The sequence below is a fragment of the Pseudomaricurvus alcaniphilus genome (assembly GCF_011440395.1).
GTDB classification, from domain to species: Bacteria; Pseudomonadota; Gammaproteobacteria; order Pseudomonadales; family Cellvibrionaceae; genus Pseudomaricurvus; species Pseudomaricurvus alcaniphilus.
In genome coordinates, this window is record NZ_JAAOIX010000008.1 from 258,503 (window position 1) to 274,938 (window position 16,436).

Annotated in this window: 14 protein-coding genes; 8 read left to right on the forward strand and 6 right to left on the reverse strand. The window is 59.9% G+C overall.

Going from position 1 to position 16,436, the window contains the following annotated elements; genetic code table 11:
* Window positions 1-46 precede the first annotated feature (46 nt).
* From G8764_RS16250 to G8764_RS16260, 3 genes are all read left to right on the forward strand, one after another.
* On the forward strand, window positions 47-958 hold the full coding sequence (locus tag G8764_RS16250) for a hydrogen peroxide-inducible genes activator (RefSeq protein ID WP_166165715.1): 912 nt from the start codon (window positions 47-49) through the stop codon (window positions 956-958).
* Between the two features lie 76 nt (window positions 959-1,034).
* Window positions 1,035-3,170 carry an ATP-dependent DNA helicase RecG gene (recG, locus tag G8764_RS16255; protein WP_166165716.1) on the forward strand — a complete coding sequence of 712 codons (2,136 nt, stop codon included), beginning with the start codon at window positions 1,035-1,037 and terminating at the stop codon, window positions 3,168-3,170.
* Between the two features lie 201 nt (window positions 3,171-3,371).
* The gene (locus G8764_RS16260) at window positions 3,372-4,772 is read left to right on the forward strand and encodes an aminoacyl-tRNA deacylase and HDOD domain-containing protein (protein ID WP_166165717.1); all 1,401 of its coding nucleotides are present in this window, start codon (window positions 3,372-3,374) and stop codon (window positions 4,770-4,772) included.
* A 72-nt stretch (window positions 4,773-4,844) separates the two neighbouring features.
* On the opposite strand, the gene ahpF is transcribed toward G8764_RS16260, so the two are convergent.
* On the reverse strand, window positions 4,845-6,413 hold the full coding sequence (gene ahpF / locus G8764_RS16265) for an alkyl hydroperoxide reductase subunit F (RefSeq protein WP_166165718.1): 1,569 nt from the start codon (window positions 6,411-6,413) through the stop codon (window positions 4,845-4,847).
* Between the two features lie 85 nt (window positions 6,414-6,498).
* On the reverse strand, window positions 6,499-7,062 hold the full coding sequence (gene ahpC / locus G8764_RS16270) for an alkyl hydroperoxide reductase subunit C (protein ID WP_166165719.1): 564 nt from the start codon (window positions 7,060-7,062) through the stop codon (window positions 6,499-6,501).
* Window positions 7,063-7,226: 164 nt separating this feature from the next.
* Here ahpC and G8764_RS16275 point away from each other — a divergent pair, with 164 nt between their 5' ends.
* On the forward strand, window positions 7,227-8,123 hold the full coding sequence (locus G8764_RS16275) for a hydrogen peroxide-inducible genes activator (RefSeq protein ID WP_166165720.1): 897 nt from the start codon (window positions 7,227-7,229) through the stop codon (window positions 8,121-8,123).
* A gap of 52 nt (window positions 8,124-8,175) precedes the next feature.
* On the opposite strand, the gene G8764_RS16280 is transcribed toward G8764_RS16275, so the two are convergent.
* Complete coding sequence (locus G8764_RS16280) at window positions 8,176-9,474, reverse strand: dicarboxylate/amino acid:cation symporter (protein WP_166165721.1); 1,299 nt, start codon at window positions 9,472-9,474, stop codon at window positions 8,176-8,178.
* 69 nt (window positions 9,475-9,543) lie between these two features.
* Window positions 9,544-9,816 carry an HU family DNA-binding protein gene (locus G8764_RS16285; protein ID WP_166165722.1) on the reverse strand — a complete coding sequence of 91 codons (273 nt, stop codon included), beginning with the start codon at window positions 9,814-9,816 and terminating at the stop codon, window positions 9,544-9,546.
* A 136-nt stretch (window positions 9,817-9,952) separates the two neighbouring features.
* Between G8764_RS16285 and G8764_RS16290 the strand changes: the two genes are divergently transcribed.
* The 4 genes from G8764_RS16290 (at window position 9,953) to phoR (ending at window position 13,832) form a co-directional block, all read left to right on the forward strand.
* A complete protein-coding gene (locus G8764_RS16290) occupies window positions 9,953-10,747 on the forward strand; it encodes a chorismate--pyruvate lyase family protein (RefSeq protein ID WP_166165723.1) in 795 nt (264 codons plus the stop codon).
* On the forward strand, window positions 10,732-11,643 hold the full coding sequence (gene ubiA, locus G8764_RS16295) for a 4-hydroxybenzoate octaprenyltransferase (RefSeq protein WP_166165724.1): 912 nt from the start codon (window positions 10,732-10,734) through the stop codon (window positions 11,641-11,643). Before G8764_RS16290 ends, ubiA begins: the two co-directional genes overlap by 16 nt.
* 105 nt (window positions 11,644-11,748) lie before the next feature.
* Entirely contained in the window at window positions 11,749-12,456 is a 708-nt protein-coding gene (gene phoB / locus G8764_RS16300; RefSeq protein ID WP_166165725.1) for a phosphate regulon transcriptional regulator PhoB, read from the forward strand.
* Between the two features lie 50 nt (window positions 12,457-12,506).
* Window positions 12,507-13,832: a phosphate regulon sensor histidine kinase PhoR gene (gene phoR, locus G8764_RS16305; RefSeq protein ID WP_166165726.1), complete on the forward strand. Its 1,326-nt coding sequence runs from the start codon at window positions 12,507-12,509 to the stop codon at window positions 13,830-13,832.
* Here the strand turns inward: phoR and G8764_RS16310 are convergent.
* Together G8764_RS16310 and spoT are read right to left on the reverse strand one after the other, a co-directional pair.
* Complete coding sequence (locus G8764_RS16310; RefSeq protein ID WP_166165727.1) at window positions 13,819-14,202, reverse strand: RidA family protein; 384 nt, start codon at window positions 14,200-14,202, stop codon at window positions 13,819-13,821. The two genes, phoR and G8764_RS16310, sit on opposite strands and share 14 nt — an antisense overlap.
* Window positions 14,203-14,252: 50 nt before the next feature.
* Window positions 14,253-16,370, reverse strand: coding sequence for a bifunctional GTP diphosphokinase/guanosine-3',5'-bis pyrophosphate 3'-pyrophosphohydrolase (spoT, locus tag G8764_RS16315; protein WP_166165728.1), 2,118 nt, complete (start codon window positions 16,368-16,370; stop codon window positions 14,253-14,255).
* Between the last annotated feature and the right edge of the window lie 66 nt (window positions 16,371-16,436).

Consider the following 16,436-nt stretch of genomic DNA (forward strand, 5'->3'; position numbering starts at 1 on the left):
TGTTGCTCCGCGGCCCGGGTCTACCCCTTCACGGCAGGACATGAGTATGACACTGACTGAATTGCGATACATAGTCACCCTGGCCCAGGAACAGCATTTTGGCCGTGCGGCAGAACGCTGTTTCGTTTCCCAGCCGACCCTCAGTATCGCGGTCAAGAAGCTCGAGGACGAGTTGGGGGTGGCCCTGTTTGAGCGCTCCAAAAGCCAGGTACTGGCAACCCCGCTGGGGGAGAAGGTCGTGACCCAGGCGCAGCTGGTACTGGAACAGGCCGATGTTATCCGCCAAATTGCCACCTTCGGCAAGGACCAGCTCAGCAGCCCGCTCAGGGTCGGGGCCATCTATACCATCGGTCCTTTCCTGTTTCCGCATTTTATTCCCCAATTGCAGGCGCTGGCACCGCATATGCCGCTCTATGTTGAAGAGGGGTTTACCGCAACCCTGCGCCAGCGCCTGCGCAAGGGGGAGTTGGACGTCATTATCGTCGCCCTGCCGTTCACTGAACCGGACGTGGTGACCCAACCACTTTATGACGAACCCTTCGTGGTATTGATGCATCGGGATCACCCGCTGGCCAAATTGCAGAGCATTGCGCCGGAGGATTTTAACGGCCACGAGGTGTTGCTGTTGGGCGAAGGTCACTGTTTTCGCGACCAGGTGCTGGAGGCCTGTCCCAACCTGCTGCCCGGGCTGGAAAAACACAACGCGGCCCGCACTGCCGCCGAGGGCAGCTCACTGGATACGCTGCGACACATGGTGGCCTCGGGCCTGGGGGTGACTATCCTGCCTATGTCGGCGGCGACGGTTTCCTACTACGGCCCCGAGGTGCTGGTCAGCCGGCCGTTTGCGGAACCGGCACCCCATCGCACCGTGGCGCTGGCGTGGCGGGCGAGCTTCCCGCGGCACAAGGCCATCGATGTCTTACGCGAGGCCGTCAACCAGTGCCGGTTTCCGCAATAATCGGCCGTCTCTAACTGACCATGTTTAATCGACTATGTCTGACTGAGCGTGTTTAAGTGACCGTTTTTAATTGACTATGAAGCGCTCGTCACCCGACTCCAGTAATGCAGCCGCCAGCGCCGATCAGGTCCCGGGGCTGGAGCAGGTCAGTGTCACTGCCCTGAAAGGTGTGGGTGCCCAGTTGGCCGATAAACTGGCCAAGCTGAATATCCACAACCTCCAGGATTTGCTGTTTCACTTGCCAATGCGCTACCTGGACCGAACCCGGGTGACACCCATCGGTGCGATGCAACCGATGGTCAATGTGGTTATCGAAGGGGTGATTCGGGGCTGTGATGTGGTCTATGGCCGCCGCCGCAGCCTGGTCTGCCGCCTGCAGGATGACACTGGCACAGTGACGCTGCGCTTCTTTCACTTTTCTGCCGCCCAGCAAAAGCAATTTAGCGTCGGCGCCCGCCTGCGCTGTTTTGGTGAGAGCCGGCGCGGTGCTTCCGGACTGGAGCTGTACCACCCGGAATACGAGTTTTGCGACGCGGCGGTGGCGGCGCCACTGGAGTCCCGCTTGACCCCGGTTTACCCCGCCACAGAGGGTATTACCCAGGCGCGGCTGCGCAGTCTCTGCCAGCAAGCGCTGACCTTGATGAGCCGCCATAGCCTGCGTGAATTACTGCCGCCGCAGCCGGGCTTGAACGCCGGTACAGGTTGGGCGGGTTCACTGCAGCAGGCCATCGCCTACCTGCACCATCCGCCGGCAGATGCCAGCCTGCAAGAGCTGCTGGATGGCACCCACCCCTACCAGCAGCGGCTGGCGTTTGAGGAACTGTTGGCCCACCACCTGAGCATGCTGCAAGTGCGACAGCAATTGCGCGCCGCGGGAGCAGTGCCGCTGCCGCCGCCCGAGCGCTTGTTGCAGGAGTTCCGCCAGCAGCTGGGTTTCAACCTGACCGCCGCCCAGCAGCGGGTGGCGGCCGAGATTTCTGTGGACCTGGCACAGCCGGTGCCCATGTTGCGCCTGGTGCAGGGCGACGTGGGTTCAGGCAAGACCGTGGTGGCGGCGCTAGCGGCGCTGCAGGCAGTGGGCAACGGCCGCCAGGCGGCAGTGATGGCGCCCACGGAAATACTGGCAGAACAGCATCGCCAGAGCTTTAGCCAGTGGCTGGAGCCGCTGGGAATCCAGGTCGGTTGGCTCAGCGGTCGCCAAAAACAGTCAGAGCGCAAACAGCAATTGGCGGCCATTGCCAGCGGCGCAGCGCAACTGGTTATCGGTACCCACGCCCTGTTCCAGCAAGACGTCGTGTTTGCCGACCTGGGCCTGACCATTATCGATGAGCAACACCGGTTTGGTGTCCATCAGCGCCTGGCGTTGCGGGAAAAATCTGGCGCCCGCAGCCACTCCCATCAATTAATTATGACCGCCACACCCATTCCCCGCACCCTGGCCATGAGCGCCTATGCTGACCTGGACTGCTCGGTGATCGATCAACTGCCGCCCGGGCGCACCCCGGTGCAAACGGTGGTGATCGGCAACCAGCGTCGACCCCAGGTTATCGAGCGAGTGCGCGCCGCCTGCCTGGAGGGCCGCCAGGCCTATTGGGTCTGCACCCTGATCGAAGAGTCGGAGGCACTGGAGGCGCAGGCGGCGGAAGCGACCGCGGAACTGCTGGCTGCGGCACTGCCGGATGTGCGCGTGGGCCTGGTGCACGGACGCTTGAAGCCGGCGGAAAAAGAACAACAAATGGCCGCATTCAAGGCCGGTACCACCCAGTTGCTGGTGGCGACCACGGTGATTGAAGTGGGGGTCGACGTGGCCAATGCCAGCCTGATGATAATTGAAAACCCCGAGCGCCTGGGTTTGGCACAGTTGCACCAATTGCGCGGCCGGGTCGGTCGCGGTAGCGCTGAAAGTCACTGCGTCCTGCTCTACGGGACGCCCTTGTCCCGCTACGGTCGCCAGCGCCTGGACGCGATGCGGGAGACCAATGACGGTTTTCTGATCGCCGAGCGGGATCTGGAGTTGCGCGGTCCGGGGGAGGTGTTGGGCACCCGCCAAACCGGGGCGGTACAGTTTCGCCTCGCCGATCTCAATCGCGACGGGCACCTGCTGCCGGCGGTAAAACAGCTGGCAACCCGACTGCTGCAGGAAGACCCAGCCAGCGTCGAGCAATTGGTCAGCCGCTGGCTGGGGCACAACCAGCATTACGCCAATGCGTGACACGATTTCAGCGTTGGCTGCCGCCGGATTCAGGGGCTGCAGTGGTGCAGGGGCCTACCAATCGTAAATAAATGGTAAATATGTCAGCCCTAATGGCCTGCGGCTTTGCGCTTTTGCATATTTATTGACTAGACTGTTTTAAGCGCTATCCCGTTTTACCTGCGCGTGTGCTATTTAATGGAGTAAGTAAGGAGAATAACCTTGGCAGTCCCGGCCAGTGTCAAACAGTTGCTGGAGCAGCAGAACGTGGCCTACACGGTCTCGATAGAAAGTGCCGTTGGCAGCAGTACTACCAACCTGGAGCAGCAGCGTGTACGTGGCGGCGGGGTTGCCCGTTCGGTCATCCTCAGTGACAGCGCGGGGTGGCTGCAGGTGGTCTTTCCCGCCGATTGCCTGCTGGATATAAGCGCGGTCAACCACCTGCTGGAACGATCACTGCGCGCCCTCGCTGAGCCCGAGTTGCGGGTCTTTTACGGTAAGCACAAGCTGGATGCGGTGCCCGCCCTGCCGCGCCTGGGCGGGATAAAAACCCTGGTGGACCAGCGCCTGTTGGGTCAGGAACTGGTGTTACTGGATTCCGGCAGCGGCGATATCCTGCAGGTATCGCGCAAAGGTTTTGCGGCGCTGGCGGCGGATTCGGTGATTTGCGATGTGGCGGTACCGCTGCAGCAGCTGGAGGCCCGCTACCAGGCGGTGCAAAATGACGAGGCGGACATCTTCACGGCGGTGCGCAGTTTTACCAGCCTGCGCATCAAGCAACGGTTGGAAGAAACACTGGACCTGCCACCCCTGCCCGAGACCGCACAGCGCATCATCAAGCTGCGGGTGGACCCGGCTGCCGACATCAACGACCTGGCCGAAATCGTCGAGATCGACCCGAGTCTCGCCGCCCAGGTGGTGAGCTGGGCAGCCTCGCCCTATTACTCGGCGCCGGGCAAGATCAAATCCATCCACGACGCCATTGTCCGGGTGCTGGGTTTCGACATGGTGCTCAACCTGGCGCTGGGGTTGGCCCTGGGCAGGACCCTGGGCATCCCCGACGCGGGGCCAATGGGCGCGACCCCGTTCTGGCGCCAGGCAGTCTATACCGCGGCCACGGTGGAAGGATTGGTGACCGCCATTCCGCGGGAGCACCGGCCGGGTTTTGGTATGGCCTATCTATCAGGCCTGTTACACAACTTTGGCTGGCTGGTATTGGCGGAGGTGTTTCCGCCGCACTTCACCGCCATCAATCGTTGCATAGAGGCGAATAGCCACGCATCGCCGCACCTGGCCGAACTCAATTTGCTGGGCGTCAGTCGCGATCAGCTGGCCAGCTGGCTACTGCACTTCTGGAATATGCCTGACGAAGTGGTTGTCGCCCTGCGCTACCAGAACATGGAAAATGTCGGTGACAGGGAGCACGGCGAGTACGCCAAACTCCTGCTGGTGGCCCAGCGACTGCTGCAACAGCGGGGCATCGGCCAGGGGCCGCAACTGGCGGTACCCGACCATATCTACGCCGAATTGCACCTGGATCCGGACAAGGCGCGGCAGGCCCTGGACGCGGTGATGGAGTCAGTGGATAACCTAGACAGCATTGCCAGCCAGCTGACCGGCTGAGTCGATCAGTAAAAAAGCAAGCACTGCAGCCGGAGCCAGTGCGCTCCGCTGCAGTGTTGTAGGAAACGGCAATCAGCCCTGGCGCATCAGGTAATCAAAGGCGCTGAGGGAAGCTTTTGCCCCTTCACCCATAGCGATAACAATCTGCTTGTAGGGCACTGTGGTCACGTCGCCACAGGCGAAGATGCCCGCGGTGCTGGTTTCGCAGCGCTCGTTGATCACGACCTCACCGAAGCGGGTGGTCTCTACCACACCCTGGAGAAAATCGCTGTTGGGCAGCAAGCCAATCTGCACAAACACGCCATGCAATGGGTCCCGCTGCAGTTCACCGCTGTCCCGATCCTCGTAGGCGAGGGCCGCTACTTTGCCGTTATCGGCGATAATTTCCCGCACCGCGACATTGGTCTTGATGGTGATATTGGCGCGCTTGCGCGCCTGTTCGACCAGTACCTGGTCGGCTTTTAGCTGCGGCAGGAATTCGTACAAGGTCACCGAATTGACGATACCGGCGAGATCGATTGCCGCTTCGACACCGGAGTTGCCACCGCCGACTACCGCCACGTCCTTGCCCTTGAAAAAGGGACCATCACAGTGCGGGCAGTAGGCCACGCCGTTGCCGATATTTTCTTTCTCACCGGGGACCCCCAGCTCGCGCCACTTGGCGCCGGTGGCAATAATCAGTGCCCGGGTGTCGATGCGCTCGCCGGAGCTGAGGCTGACGCTCTTAATGTCACCGGGCTCGATGGCGGTAACGCGCAGGTGCTCCTTGCGAGTGATGTCGTATTCGTCCATATGGGCAACCAGCTGGCCGGTCAGTTTGGGTCCGGTGGTGGACGGCACCGAAATCAGGTTTTCGATGCCCATGGTGTCTTTCACCTGGCCGCCAAAGCGATCGGCGACCACGGTCACCTTGAGGCCTTTGCGAGCGGCGTAGATGGCGGCAGCTACACCGGCCGGGCCGGCACCAATCACGGTGACGTCCTGGGTGGGTAATGTCTCTGCCCCGGCGCTGTCGGCGCTGTCGGCGCTCATAGCCGGATAGCGGCTGGTAAGCTTGTCGAGCAGCTGGGCGGTGTCGATTTTGCCGTTGGCAAATGGCTCGCCGTTGAGGAAGACGGCCGGTACGCCCTGGATATTGTTGGCTTCGACCAGGTCCGGGTAGAGGCCGCCGTCGATCATTTCCACGGCGATATTGGGGTTGAGCTGGGCAAATTGGTTCAACGCCTGCACCACGTCCGGGCAGTTGTGGCAGCTGAGACTGACGTACACCTCAAATTTGAGGCTATCGCTCACTTTGCCGATGCTGGCCTGGATGGCGCCGTCGAGCTTCAGGGGGGTGCCGGAGGACTGCAGGATGGCCAGCACCAGGGAATTGAATTCGTGTCCCGAGGGGATACCGGAAAAGACGATGCCATTGGGGTGGCCCTCGGCCTCCAGCAGAAAACTGATGGGGCTGCGCAGTTGGCCTGCCGTATCGCGTTCCACCACGTCAAGGTGATCGCTGACTGACGCGATCGACTGTAAAAATTCCAGCAGTTCTGCCCGCTTCGGGTGTTCACCAGTTTGGATCACCAGACTGACGTTGTTTTGCATGCCGGCGGTGTAGCCTTGCAGAGCCTTAAGTATGTCCTGGGATAGCATAGTGTTACCTCACTGGGGAAAAACGGGGCAGGATCACTGCCCCGGTATTCAGGGTTGGCGGGTGCGCCAGGGTAATGACGTCGGTTTAGATCTTGCCGACCAGGTCCAGGCTTGGAGTCAGGGTCGCCTGGCCTTCTTCCCAGGCAGCGGGGCAGACTTCGCCGTCGTGGGTGGCAACGTACTGGGCGGCCTTGACCTTGCGGACCATATCCTTGGCAGAGCGACCGATACCGAGGTCGTGGATTTCAGCTACCTTGATGATGCCGTCCGGGTTGACCAGGAAGGTGCCGCGCAGGGCCAGGGCTTCTTCTTCGATCATGACGTCAAAACCACGGGTGATTTTGCCGGTGGGGTCGCCGATCATGGGGTAGTTGATCTTGCCAATGGATTCGCTGGTGTCGTGCCAGGCCTTGTGCACGAAGTGTGTGTCAGTGGAGACGGAGTAGACTTCTACGCCCAACTTCTGCAGCTCGTCGTAGTGCTTGGCCATATCTTCCAGCTCGGTGGGGCAGACGAAGGTAAAGTCGGCCGGGTAGAACAAAAAGATCGCCCACTTGCCGAGTACGTCCTGGTCGGTCACGGTGATGAAGTCACCGTTGTGGAAGGCCTGGGCCGTAAATTCAGGAATGCGGGTGTTGATTTTCGCCATGAGTTGGATCTCCATTAAAAGTTCGGGTGTCTGCACAGGCATTACTGCATCTGCACTGGAAGGATAATAGCGAGCTTGATTGTTCTGTTAAATTGAATAAAAATGATTATGATGTTCTATTTAATAGAATCACTGGATGAAATCTATTTCCCGAGTTTGCGACGATGATTACCTTTAAACAGTTGAGTTACGCACTAGCGGTGGAAAAAACCCGCCATTTCAAACAGGCCGCGGCGGAGTGCGCCATCTCCCAATCGGCGTTGAGCACGGCCATAACCGAGCTGGAGAGCCAGGTGGGGCTGCAGTTATTCGAGCGCGACAACAAGCGGGTGCTGGTGACTCCGGTGGGAGAACAATTCCTGGCCCGGGCCCGGGAGATTAAAATCCTGCTGGACGACCTGTACCGGTTTTCCGCCGCTGAGCGGGCGCCGCTGTCCTCCCCCCTGGGGTTGGGGGTGATCCCCACCATTGGGCCCTACTTGCTGCCCCGGGTGTTGCCGGCGGTGCGACGTCAATACCCCGACCTCCAGCTGCGCATCCAGGAGGACCAGAGTCATGTGCTGGTGGAGAAAGTGCGCAGTGGCGAGCTGGATACCGCAGTGCTAGCCCTGCCCTACGATCTGGCCGGTTTGCACGCCTTTGAATTCTGGCAGGAAGATTTTTACCTGGTGACCTACCCGGGCAGTCACCTGGCGGCGCACAAGCAGGTCAGCAGTGAGATGTTGCGCGACGAGCCCCTGCTGTTGCTGCAGGATGGCCACTGCCTGAAAGATCACGCCCTGGCGGCGTGCAAGTTTCAGCCGGCTGAAGTCACCCGCAGTGTCTCCGGCACCAGCCTCTATACCCTGCTGCAGATGGTGGCCGGCGGGCTGGGCTCTACCTTTGTGCCGGAAATGGCGGTAGCCCAGCTCACCGGTGGCAGTCAGGAATATCGCCTGGCGCAATTGACGGAACCCGGGCCGCACCGCCGGCTGGCACTGATATCGCGGCTCAACTACGCCGGCGCCGACAACCTGCTGCTGCTGGGCAAGCTGTTTCGCGCCCAGCTGTCAGGCGCGTAATTGTCCGCTGAGGCAGTGGTTGGTTACGCAACGGTTACTCACGCAATTACTACTACCGTCCCGCACCCTCAGTTGCTGGCTGCTCGGCGGTCTCGTTACTGTCGAACAGTTTCTGGTCCCAGGCATTCTCGGAGCGCGCCACCACCAGTGAGACCATGGAATCCCCGGTCAGGTTGACGGCGGTGCGAATCATATCCAGCAGTCGATCGACACCGATAATCAGGGCGATGCCTTCCACCGGCAGGCCCACCTGTTGCAGTACCATGGCCAGGGTAATCAATCCTACCCCGGGCACTCCTGCGGTACCCACCGAGGCCAGGGTGGCGGTGAGTATCACCATCAGGTAACCGCTGATACCGATGTCAATTTGGTAGGCCTGGGCAATAAAGGCGGTGGCCACACCCTGCATTATCGCGGTGCCGTCCATATTGATGGTGGCCCCCAGCGGCACAGTAAAGGCCGCCACCCGGTTGTCGATGCCCAGCTTTTCTTCTGCTATGCGCAGGGTGACCGGCAGGGTGGCATTGCTGGAGGCGGTGCTGAAGCCGAACGCCAGCACCGGCCGTATGTGGCGGAAAAAGGTAATCGGATTGACCCGTGCCAGAGTGCGCAGCAGCAGTGTGTAGACACCGAAGGCGTGCAGCAACAGGGCCAGAACTACGGTAAAAAAGTACAAACCCAGATCCAGAATCGCCTCGGCACCCAGGTCGGCAAACAGTTTTGCCAGCAGGCAGAACACGCCGTAGGGTGCCAATTCCATCAGGATGCCCACCATTTTCATAATCACTTTGTCGAAGTCTTCAAACCAGCTGCTGACCCGCTGACCGGCCACACCGCAGCGCGAGATGGCGACGCCCATAAGCAGGGAAAAGACGATAACCTGCAGCATATTGCCCTCGGCCATGGCCTGGATGGGATTGCTGGGGACAATATTGACGATGACTTCCTTGAGGGAGGGGCGCTCGCTGGCGACAAAGGTGCTGGCCTCGCCGAGGCCGAAACCGTCACCGGGGCGCAAGATACCGCCGAGAAACAGGGCGATGGAGATGGCGATGGCGGTGGTGAGCATATACAAGGCCAGGGTCTTGGCCGCCATCGCGCCCATGCGGGCATTGCTACCGAGGTTGCTGGCGCCGCACACCAGCGACACAAACACCAGTGGTACGACCAGTAACTTTAGCGAGGCCACAAAGATACGCCCCACCACGTCGAACAGCCCGTAAACAATAAACTGATCGAGCCAGTGGTTGGCGGTGGCACCGAGCATCTGGCTGTTATTGGCGAAATTCAGCAGCGTACCCACCGCCAGCCCGGCAACCATGGCGAGCAGTATCTTGGATGTCAGGCTCATAGGGTACCGTCCGTTCTGTGATTAACCGTTAGTGAGTGTCGATCGCGCAGGCCCAGCCAAGTGAGTGCTTCAATTGACAGCTTCCTTGAGTGCCTTGCCGGCTTTAAAGCCAACACTGTTACTGGCTGCAATCTCTATGCTGGCGCCGGTTTGCGGGTTGCGGCCGCTGCGGGCTGCTCGCTGGCGACGGCTAAAGGCGCCAAATCCGGGCAGGCTGACAGTGTCCTCGCGACTGAGGGCGTTGGTAATTTCTTCGAGGATGGCATCGACCGCCGCGCCGGCACTATTTTTGTCCAGGTCAGTGCGCTCAGCTACCAGGGTGACCAAATCATTTTTCCGCATTATAAACTCCTAAATTGAACCATTAATTTGTTATGATCGTCGCGCATTAAAGCAAGTGGCTTTACCCGGGTAAAGCATTAACCGGTCGCCGAGGCCCAGGTCGCCGCGCCAGCGCGAGTGCTAGACTGAATAATCTATGGAATCCGTTACTCCTGTATATACCCCCGCTGCGAGAGCCAGCCTGCGGCGCCAGTGGTTTCCCGCCCGTATTATACTGGCGGGCCAGCCCCTGCTGGGCGACTGGCTGCTGGAGCCCGGCTCGCTTACCGCGCGACTGGTGCAATTCAGCCAGGGACGCTTTCAGGTTCGAGTGCTGGCCCAGTACTGGGGGGTGGCGGCCGCTTCGGAGAGTCGCCTGCTGGGTATTGCGCCGCGGGCCCGGGTACTGGTGCGCGAGGTTATCCTCGAGGGCTGTGGCCAGCCCTGGGTGTACGCCCGCAGTATACTGCCGCGCAGTTCGCTGACCGGCTCGTTACAGCAATTGTCCCGGCTGGATGCCAAGCCCCTGGGCAGCTGGCTGTTTAAACAGCCTACCCTGCGCCGCGGACCGCTGCAAATATCCCGCTATTGTGTCGGCGACCAGCGCCTGGCGGTGCTGGGTTCAGAGGTGGACCTGGCTCACGCTCAGTCGCCGCTGCTGGGCCGGCGCTCGGTGTTTTATGTTGAGCAAAAACCAATTCTGGTGGGCGAAGTGTTTTTACCGGATTTTATGGGCAAATTGCATGCCGCGGATGGAAGCTCGGTCGGGCCGCGTTCGGTCGGGCCGCGTTCGGTCGGGTCGCGTTCGGTCGGGCCGCGTACGGTCGGGCCGCGTTCGGTCGGGCCGCGCTCGGTCGGGCCGCCTGCGATAGACTTTTGTGCAGCCGGGATGCCCACGACCGAATCGAGTTCAAGCATGCAGTTGGCGAGTGCAATATGCCAGGCAATATAAAAATCAGGCGCGCGCTGGATCTTAACTGGCCTCGCGTTCGGCGCGAGTTTCCCCACTATTGGCAACTGATGCGGTTTGATCGCCCCATCGGTATCTTGCTGCTGCTGTGGCCCACCCTGTGGGCGCTGTGGTTAGCGGCGGACGGCTTTCCAAAACCCCATTTACTGGTGATTTTCGTGCTGGGGGTGGCGCTGATGCGCGCCGCCGGATGTGTTATCAATGACTTTGCCGATCGCAAGGTGGATGGCAGTGTCAAGCGCACTCGCCAGCGCCCGCTGGTGACGGGTAAAGTGAGTTCGCGGGCGGCGCTGTGGCTGTTTGCCGGCCTCTGCCTGGCCTCCTTCGGGCTGGTCTTGTTCACCAACCGGCTCACGATCTTGCTGTCGCTGGTAGCGGTGGCGGTGGCCTTTTGCTACCCCTTTATGAAGCGCTACACCCATCTGCCGCAGTTGGTGCTGGGGGTGGCGTTCTCCTGGGGTATCCCCATGGCATTTGCCGCCCAGAGCGGCACTGTGCGGCCCGAGGCCTGGCTGGTCTTTACTCTTGCGGTGGTCTGGACTGTGGCCTACGACACCTTCTATGCCATGGTCGATCGGGACGACGACCTGCGCATCGGGGTGAAATCGACGGCTATTCTGTTCGGTGATATGGATCGAGTCATAACCGCAACACTGCAGGCGATAGTGGTGCTGGCACTGGTGCTCACGGGGCAGCGGTTTGGACTGGGCTGGATCTATGATTTGAGCCTGGTGGCGGTGATGGCTCTGTTTGTCTACCAGCAGTTCCTTATCAGTGGGCGCGATCGAGACCAGTGCTTCAAGGCCTTCCTGAACAATAACTGGGTTGGGTTTGCGGTTTTTCTCGGTATCGCGCTGGACCTGGCACTGTTGAGATGACGGCTGACCCGCAGCCAGAGTAAACTCGGGGCCTGGCTTGTAACAAAATTGTAACCTGAAGGTAATTTAATGAGCACTTCTGACAAGCGTTCAAGAGCAGGGAAGATGCCACAGAAAACAATTTTGATCGTAGATGACGAGACTCCCATTCGCGATATGCTGCGGGTTGCCCTGGAGATGGCAGATTATCACTGCCTGGAAGCCGCCGATGCCCAGTCCGCCCACAGCCTGATTGTTGACCGCAAACCGGATTTGATTTTACTCGACTGGATGTTACCAGGTACCAGTGGTATTGAGCTGGCCCGGCGCCTGAAGCGCGAGGAAGTGACCAGCCAGATCCCGGTGATCATGCTGACCGCCAAAGGTGAGGAAGACAACAAGGTGCAGGGCCTGGAAGTGGGGGCCGATGACTATATTACCAAGCCCTTCTCACCCCGGGAACTGGTGGCGCGGTTGAAGGCGGTACTGCGGCGTACCGATAATTTCAGCGACAACGGCCCCATCACCGTTGAGGGTTTAACCCTCGACCCTGCCAGCCACCGGATCACCATCAACGACCAACCGGTGCAAATGGGCCCGACCGAGTACCGCCTGCTGGAGTTTTTCCTGACCCACCAGGAGCGGGTCTATACCCGCAGCCAGCTGCTGGATCACGTCTGGGGCGGCAATGTCTACGTCGAGGAGCGCACCGTAGATGTGCACATTCGCCGCCTGCGCAAGGCATTGCAGCTTGATGGCCACGACCGCTTTGTGCAAACTGTGCGCGGCGCCGGTTATCGATTTTCCCTGAAGATCGCGGCGAGCGAAGCCTAGCTGCTCCGGCCATGGCCGAATTGTGCCAACCACAAAAGCGAGTACCGTAATTGAACAGAGGCATTGCCGGTGAAGTCCGCATATTAGGGTTGCTGCTGCTGGTGTGCGCCGTGTTCGGAGCGGTCAATGGCTACCCCTTTATCACTATGGTTTTGGGCCTGCTCGGTTACCTGGGCTGGACCCTGTGGAATATCAGTCACCTCAGCCGCTGGCTGAGCAATAATTCCAGGCAGTTACCCCCGGATCTGCACGGTATCTGGGGTGAAATAGCGGATAGTATCGTCCAGTCCCAGCGCCAGCACCGGCGCGAGCGGGCCATGTTGCAGACGGTGATCAAGCGCGGCCAGGAAACCACCAGGGCGATTCGCGACGGTATCATCCTGCTCAATAGTGATGCTGAAATCGAGTGGTTCAACTCCGCCGCCACCCAGTTGGTGGGCTTGCGCAACCAGGATCAGGGCCAGTCACTGTTCAATTTTGTGCGCCACCCCAGGTTTGTCCAGTATATGAACAAGAGCGACTTTAGCGAGCCGCTGGATCTGCCATCGCCGCAAAATGACGCCATGCGCCTGCAGTACCAGTTGACGCGCTTTGGCCTGGGCGATTGCCTGGTGGTGGTGCGCGATGTCACCCGCTTGTACAAGCTGGAACAGATGCGCAAGGATTTTGTCGCCAATGTCTCCCACGAATTGCGCACTCCGCTGACGGTGTTGCGCGGGTATGTGGAGACCCTCGGCATGAGCGAGGAGCTGCCGCCAAAATGGCAAAAGCCACTGCAGCAGATGGAGCAGCAGTCGGTGCGCATGTCCGCCCTGATCCAGGACCTGATCGAGCTGTCGCAGCTGGAAACCAACGAAAACCTGTCGACCCACCGGCCGGTGGATATAAAGCTGCTATTGCAGACCGTGCAGAGCGATGCCCTCGCTCTCTCCGCTGACAGCAAACACCAGGTCAAACTCAAGTGCCCGGACGGCATTCAGCTGCTCGGCAGTGAGAAGGAATTGCAGAGTGCCTTTTCCAACCTGGTGTTTAACGCGGTTAAGTACTCGCCCGCCGGCACCGACATTACCATAACGGTGCGCAACCATCCCCTCGGCCTGCTGGTGGCGGTCAAGGACAAGGGGCCGGGTATCGACAGCATCCACCTGCCGCGCCTGACCGAGCGTTTCTACCGGGTTAACAGCAGCCGCAATTCCAGCACCGGCGGCACCGGGCTGGGCCTGGCGATCGTGAAACACGTCATGCTGCGCCACAGCGGGCGCCTCAATATCAAGAGCCGGTTGGGCAAAGGCAGTACTTTTACCTGTATTTTTCCGATCCGGAAAATCCTGCCGGCAACTCAGTCGACAACTCAGTCCACAACTACAGAACCATAATCCCGTCGGCTTCCACCATGGCCCCTTTGGGCAATTGCTTGACTCCGACAGCGGCGCGGGCCGGGTAGGGCTCGGCAAAGTACTCAGCCATGACCTCGTTGATGAGCGGGAAATTGCCGAGGTCTTCCAGAAACAGATTCAATTTGACGATGTCCTGCAGGGAGCCGCCCGCCGCCTCGCATACTGCGCGCAGGTTCTTGAACATCTGGTGGGCCTGCTCCACAAAGCCGCCCTCGACCAGCTGCATGGTTGTCGGGTCCAGCGGAATCTGTCCGGACAAATAGGTGGTGGTGTTGACTTTTACCGCCTGGGAGTAAGTGCCAATGGCAGCGGGTGCCTTGGCGGTATTGATGATGGCTTTGTTGGTCATAGCGGGAATCCGTTTAACTTCTACTGACTGTAATTTATTGAGTGTAACAATTAGCTTTTACTGCGGGTGATTTTGATTACGGCACTGATGGACTTCAGGCGCCGGATAATAGTGGCCAGGTGGACCCGGTTGTTCACACCGATGGTGAACATGATGACCGAATTGTGGGCATCGCGCTCATCCACATTGACGTTTTCTATATTTCCGCCCAGTTCGGCAATGCGGGTCGCGAGGCTGGCAATAATGCCCCGTTCAGACTCTACTTCAACCCGAATGTCCGCTAAAAACTCGCCGCTGACATTGGCGGCCCAGCTGATACTGCTGATCTTTTCCGGGTTGTGGCGATACTCGCTGATATTACCGCAGGCTTCGCGATGCACAACCAGGCCTTTACCGGCGCTGATATGGGCGACGATATGGTCGCCGGGAATGGGGCGGCAGCAGCGAGCGAAGCTGATCATCAGGCTGTCGGCGGAATCGATGACCAGCGGCGGGTAGATCTCGGCCGCGGTGTTGGCGGGTAGACTGGCGTCCAGCAGTGTCTTGGCGACGGCGTGGGCAACGCGGTTGCCGAGACCGATGTTTTCCAGCAGGGTTTCCATATTGGGCATATTGCTGGCGCTGAGTAACAGTTGCTGCTGTTCTTCAGTGAGCTGACCGAAATCGATACCGCCATCCTGCAGTGCACGGCTCAAAAGGCGCTCGCCCAGCTGCACCGACTCGTGGTGGAGCTGGTGTTTAAGAAAATGGCGAATGCTGCTGCGGGCCCGGCCGGAGGCCACAAAGTTGAGCCAATTGGGGTTGGGTTGGGCGCCCGGTGAGGTGATGATGTGCACTTTCTGGCCACTCTGCAGCGGCTGTGACAGCGGCGCCAGGCGCTCGTTGATGCGGCAGGCGACACAGTGGTGGCCGATATCGGTATGCACCGCGTAGGCGAAGTCCACCGGCGTGGCGCCGCCGGGCAATTCGACAATCCTGCCCTTGGGGGTAAAGACGTAGACCTCATCCGGGAACAGGTCGATCTTGACGTTCTCGATAAATTCCATGGAGTCGCCGGCCCGTTGCTGCATTTCCAACAGGCCCTGGATCCATTGGCGGGCGCGGGCGTGACTGCCCGGCGCAACGTCTTCACTGCCATCGGATTTGTACAGCCAGTGGGCGGCGATGCCGGAGTTGGCCATTTCGTCCATTTCCTTGGTGCGGATCTGGACCTCGATGGGCACCCCGTGCATCCCCACCAGCACCGTATGCAGGGATTGGTAGCCGTTGGACTTGGGAATCGCTATATAGTCGTTAAACTCGCTGATGACCGGCTTGTAGAGGTTGTGTACCGCGCCCAGCACCCGATAGCAGGTGTCGACGTTTTCGACGATGATGCGGAAGGCGTAGACATCCATGATCTCCTTGAACGACTTCTTCTTGGTTTTCATCTTTTGGTAGATGCTGTAGAGATGCTTCTCCCGACCGATCACCAGGGCGTTGATGCCCTCTCGCTCGAGCCGGTACTCGATGGCATTCTGGATCTTCTCGACCAGCTCCTTGCGATTGCCCCGCGCCGCCCGCAGGGCGATCTGCAAGCGCTCACTGCGCAGCGGGTACATGGCGGCAAAACCGCGGTTTTCCAGCTCCAGGCGCACGTTGTTCATGCCCAGGCGCTGGGCTATGGGGGCGTAGATTTCCAGCGTCTCCTTGGCGATACGGCGCTTTTTCTCGGCCTTCAGGGCCCCCAGGGTGCGCATATTGTGGAGTCGGTCAGCCAGCTTGACCAGGATCACGCGGATATCCTTGGCCATGGCCAGGGCCATCTTCTGGAAGTTCTCCGCCTGCTTTTGGGCCTGGGTTTCAAACTCGAACTGGGTCAGTTTGCTGACCCCGTCCACCAATTCCGCCACCGCCTCGCCAAACTGCTCGCTGAGGGCCTGCTTGGAGATGGTGGTGTCTTCGATAACGTCGTGCAGCATGGCAGCCATCAGGCTTTGATGGTCCATATGCATGCTGGCGAGGATGCTGGCAACTTCCAGCGGGTGAGTTACGTAGGGTTCGCCGCTGCGCCGTTTCTGCCCGGTGTGAGCCTGTTCGGCGTAATAATAGGCGCGCTTGACGCGATTGATTTGCTGAGGGTCAAGGTAAGATGAAAGCCGGTGACTGAGGGAGTCCAGAGTCTGCATAGCGGGGTATTGGGGTTACCCCCTCAGTGGCCGCAGGCCAGCGCTGCCAGCTGCTGTGTAGAGCTG